This window comes from Mesorhizobium sp. M6A.T.Cr.TU.017.01.1.1 (assembly GCF_004023115.1).
GTDB classification, from domain to species: domain Bacteria; phylum Pseudomonadota; class Alphaproteobacteria; order Rhizobiales; family Rhizobiaceae; genus Mesorhizobium; species Mesorhizobium mediterraneum.
In genome coordinates this window covers 1-4,663 of sequence record NZ_RZTA01000216.1, presented here as the reverse complement: position 1 = coordinate 4,663, position 4,663 = coordinate 1, and the positions used below count along the sequence as shown (strand labels likewise).

The window sequence follows — 4,663 nt, the reverse complement described above, 5'->3', positions numbered from 1 at the left end:
TGGCACGGTCGTCGGCATGCGAGCGCGCGAACTCATTAGCCTCGACAAAGTCGAGGTTCCCTGCGGAGCTGAAGGCATTTCCAACGGAGGAACAGCCGGATGAAAGTAATGATTCGCAGGACCGCTACTGGCTTGTCGGCTTATGTTCCCAAGAAGGATCTCGAAGAGCCGATCACCGAGATTGAGAACGCTGACTTATGGGGCGGGACCGTGATGCTCAGGAACGGTTGGCGGCTCATGCTGCCCGACCTTCCGCGCGATACGCGTTTGCCGATCACCGTCGAGGCGATGAAGATTTCCGACGGGGCCTGATGCCGGTGGGTTCAGTGGCGGAGAGGAAACGCGTATGAACACGATGCTGAGCTGGGACCATCTCGTCGTCGTCCGGGGCAGTTTTGCCAAAAAGCTGATTGACCTGCTGAACGGCGCTCTCAAGGCCGATCGAGTGATCCCCTATCTCGGTCCTGGTCTTCTGCAGCTTAACGCACTGGAATCACCTGTACCTTGCACCCCTGAAGATGTCGCCGCGGCGCTCAACAAGCGGGCGCCTGCCCCTTCCAGGATTCGCACCAATATGTGGTCGGTCGCGCAGTTTATCGAGCAGCGCCGACATCGTCGGACTCTCCAAACGTGGATGGCGGAGATATTCGCAGCCCCCGCCGAGCCGACCGTTCTTCACGCCTGGCTCGCAACCCTTCAACTGTCTGTCATCATCGACAGCTGGTACGATGGCGCCATGCGAGCAGCCCTTGCAGAGGCCGGCCAAACAGACGTTGTCGAGATACAAGGAACGACGCGCGCGACCGGAATCGGTAACATCTGGACGAGAACTTACGATTTGTCAGGAACAGAACTCGAGGCCGAACAAGTGGCTAGGACGGTGCTCTATGCGCCGCACGGCAGCGTCAGGCCGGCCGCAAACTTCCTCGTGGCTGATTCCGATTACGTCGAAGTCCTAACCGAAATTGATATCCAGACGCCGATCCCGGACGCGGTGAAGCAACGGCGCGTCAACCGGGGTTTTTTCTTCGTGGGCTGCCGCTTCAACGATCAGATGCTGCGCACATATGCCAGACAGCTGATGAAGCGCTCCACTGGCCCACATTTTGCGGTGATCGATTCGGCTACGCTGACCAGAAACGAACGTCGTTTCCTTGCCGAAGGCGCAATCACGGTCATCGACATGCCGATCCGCAACGCCGCGGCTCGCCTCGTCGGGGTCGATGCTAGCCAGGATTAATGGCCGGCGATTGCTGGTGAGTCGCTGCTTGCCTCCAAGGGCGAAAACTCAGTTGGGAATACATTCGTGAGCAGTAATGCTAGTGGCAGCACAACGGAGGCTCTGAATTCGTTGGGCCATGTGAAAGGGTCCGCTGCTGCGGGACGTGAGCACGTTGCGGCGGCATTACGCACATGATCTTGTGACCCCCGTGGCAAAAGAACTGAAGCGCCCGAGTCGCGACAATATATGCAGCGCTCAATGGCTTCGACAAAAATTCGGCACAGTTTCGACAGTTCGCATGCACCTCCAGGGTCAACGAGGTTGATTATGCCTGTTTATGTGGGTCGGCCACGCGAGCAGGAATTCCCACTACCTTTGCCCCGGCGGGAACATCTCGTGTGACCACGCAGCCAGCGCCTACCACTGCATTATCACCAATCGTGACGCCAGGCAGAATGATTGCTCCACCGCCGATCCAGACACGGCTGCCAATGCGAACAGGACGCCCGACCTGCAGGCCGGCCTGCCGCTGCTCGGCATCATGTGGATGATCGGCGGTATAAATCTGCACAGCAGGCCCAATTGCCGTTCCTTGCCCGATTTTGACCTCTACCACGTCAAGAATAACGCAGTTGAAGTTGATGTAGGCATTGGCTCCAATGCGGATATTGAATCCGTAGTCGCAAAAAAAGGGCGGACGGATGACCGTTCCGCGCCCAACCTCTCCCAGCCGCTCGGACAAAAGCTCATGCCAATGCCCCGTGGTCTGCCCCAGCGTATCATTGTACCGCTTGAGCCAAGCCCCGGTGGCCAACAGGTCAGCTTGGATCTCCGGATCCGCCGCATTGTAAAACTCGCCTGCGAGCATCTTTTCTTTTTGGCTACGCATCATAGTCTCCCGTCAGGTTGTGTCCCCTACAGTGATGCAGGAACGCACATCAAACTGCCTCGGCAACTTTGTAACTCGGTCTTGCCGGGCGCGCGGTCGGTCACGAGCCGGGGCGACAGTTTCGTCTCGACCAACTTCCAAGAATTTGGATATCGCAGATCAACCGGTCGCAGGGGCCAATACCTGACGAAGTCGGCAACTGTCCAGCGGTCGAACTCACTTTCATGCCCATCTCAGATTGCGTGATATCGAGCGGTAAGCCATCAGCTAATGTATCGACCAGGTCCCGCCAGCGGAGATCTGCGCGTCGCCTCTACGCATGCTGGCGTGTCACCAATGATACATCGATTATTTCTGGATTTCAGGCACGTCGAATTGATTTGCCCTTGCGGTGTAGAGCGAAGTTACTAGCCATAGGATTACTCCTTTTTAGTTTGTCAGTCGCAGAGCCCCAGTACGACTGGTGGTAGAAAGCACACGGCCGGAATCTTGGCAGCGCTGTTCACACCCACTCGTAAGCCTGGCCGATGGGCTCGGCGCCAGAGCACCAATGCTTGACCTGCTCCAGCTCTTGCTCGGCGGGTTGTTTCAGAGACGCTTGATCTCGATACCGCGTTTTCTCAGCACGTAGCCGATCTGGCGCGGGGTCAAACCGAGCAGGCGCGCCGCCTTTGCCTGCACCCAGCCACACTTTTCCATGGCAGCAATGACCGTATCGGCATCGGGCACCCTACCACGAGTCGTGGCAGGGCCTATCGGCGCTTGCCCGTCGCCGACGGGCGGGGCGGCACAGGCGGCGGAAGGCTCGATCGTAGTCGACTTCTCTGACGTCGGCGGTCCGTTCTTCCACAGCGCCGCGGCCAAGCACTGATCCGCATAACAGGCAAAGTCAGTTCTGAGGATTGATGGACCCGTCGCCAGAACTGCCGTCCGTTGAACGCAGTTTTCGAGCTCTCGGATGTTACCTGGAAATTCGCAGTTCATTAGCACCTCAATCGCTTCGGGAGCGAAGGTCAGCGTGTGATCATTCTCAGTATTGAAATTCTTGAGAAACTGAGCGGCCAAGAGCGGAATATCACCTCGCCTTTCGCGCAATGCCGGCACGCGTAAAGTGACGACGTTGATGCGATAATAGAGGTCTTGCCGGAACTCCTTGCGTTGAACTGCCGTTTCCAAGTCCCTGTTCGTTGCGGCAATCACGCGAACATCAACTTTAATGGTGTGGTTGCTGCCGACGCGCTCAAACTCCTGCTCCTGCAGGACACGCAGCAGCTTAGCCTGGAACGAACCTGATATTTCGCCAATCTCGTCCAGAAACAATGTGCCTTTGTCGGCAGCCTCAAAGCGCCCCTTGCGCAAACTGCTCGCGTCGGTGAAGGCACCCTTCTCATGACCGAACAAGTCAGATTCCAGAAGCGTCTCGGTGAGCGCCGCGCAATTGACCTTGATGAAGGGCTGCTTGGCGCGAGGCGAGAGCTCGTGAATGGCTTTGGCAACCAGCTCCTTGCCGGTTCCGGATTCACCTCGCAACAGGACCGTAGTCTTCGCCTTGGCCACCTTGACAAGGTGCTCACGCAGCTTGCGCAGTGCCTGACTATCGCCAAGCATCTCCTTGCTGATCTTTTTACGTTCCATTTGGCAGCCCATCCCACTCCGCCACCCGCCGGTAGAACTGCACTGGACGGTGAGCTGTGTTGTATTTCGCCATCATCATTCTCGATCTCACCTTTGTTGCTTCGAAATTTCCGGCGCGCGGACGCCCTCGGCAAATGGCAATGGCGCCTGAGCATCGTTGTCTTTCACCAGGACGAGCGTCTTCTCCTCCGTGCGGGCGCCCGCAATATGCGCGCTTGTTTGCGCAGGCCTTTACTCGAGCGGTCGCCGTTCTGTCCGGCTTCTGCCGCACCGCAGCCTGCAAACCCATCCTTGACAAGAAAGGAGGGGAGTCAATCGAGCTCTCCTTGCATTCGTGCAAGGAAAATTGTCAGTTTGATAGAATTCTATCAAAACGGCAGAAACGCCCCGCCCCCAATTTGGCTGTACCTGCGGCGTTCAGCGTACGTGACGACATGTGCGGACTTGTCCCAATTGCCGTCCGAGTTGTGCGGGAAACAGTAGCCGCTGCGCTGTTCGCTTCAACCGCGTGATGCCGCTGACAGTAGAGGCGGCGGCTCGTCGAGCGAGGCTTCATTGTTCGGCTACTAAAGCGGCTGTGCTTTGGTGGGAGTTGGTTTCGCCCAAGTTCTGGGCCTGGGGGGCGTCGGCCCGTTTCGCCGCACAGGCTCCTTCCACATCGTCGAGCCGAGAAAGAGGGGCCACATAGCTCCCCCTGTTTCACAATGCCCCGCCCCTCAAGCAGCTAGATACGACAGGTGACCTCAAATGAGGCGTCTTGCATGGCTTCTACACCTGCCTGAATGCCAGAACTGCGTTCGTGCCGCCCATGGCGAAGGCGTTGCTCATGGCGACGCGCACCTTGCGCTCGCGCGGCACATTGGGTGTGATGTCGAGGTCGCAAGCGGGATCTGGCTCGCGATAGTTGGCGGTCGGCG

General features: G+C 57.9%; 3 protein-coding genes and 2 pseudogenes. 2 read left to right on the top strand and 3 right to left on the bottom strand.

Annotation, left to right across the window (positions count from 1 at the left end; genetic code table 11):
* Positions 1 to 99: 99 nt before the first annotated feature.
* A complete protein-coding gene (gene nifT / locus EOB36_RS33205; protein ID WP_128286553.1) occupies positions 100 to 312 on the top strand; it encodes a putative nitrogen fixation protein NifT in 213 nt (70 codons plus the stop codon).
* A gap of 34 nt (positions 313 to 346) precedes the next feature.
* The gene (locus EOB36_RS33200) at positions 347 to 1,240 is read left to right on the top strand and encodes an SIR2 family protein (RefSeq protein ID WP_128286552.1); all 894 of its coding nucleotides are present in this window, start codon (positions 347 to 349) and stop codon (positions 1,238 to 1,240) included.
* A gap of 307 nt (positions 1,241 to 1,547) precedes the next feature.
* Here EOB36_RS33200 and EOB36_RS33195 read toward each other — a convergent pair whose 3' ends face one another.
* The 3 genes and pseudogenes from EOB36_RS33195 to EOB36_RS33185 form a co-directional block, all read right to left on the bottom strand.
* Positions 1,548 to 2,114 carry a sugar O-acetyltransferase gene (locus EOB36_RS33195; RefSeq protein ID WP_029356595.1) on the bottom strand — a complete coding sequence of 189 codons (567 nt, stop codon included), beginning with the start codon at positions 2,112 to 2,114 and terminating at the stop codon, positions 1,548 to 1,550.
* A gap of 585 nt (positions 2,115 to 2,699) precedes the next feature.
* Positions 2,700 to 3,743: pseudogene (nifA, locus tag EOB36_RS33190) on the bottom strand (nif-specific transcriptional activator NifA); the annotation flags it as partial.
* Between the two features lie 771 nt (positions 3,744 to 4,514).
* Positions 4,515 to 4,663: pseudogene (locus tag EOB36_RS33185) on the bottom strand (beta-ACP synthase); the annotation flags it as partial.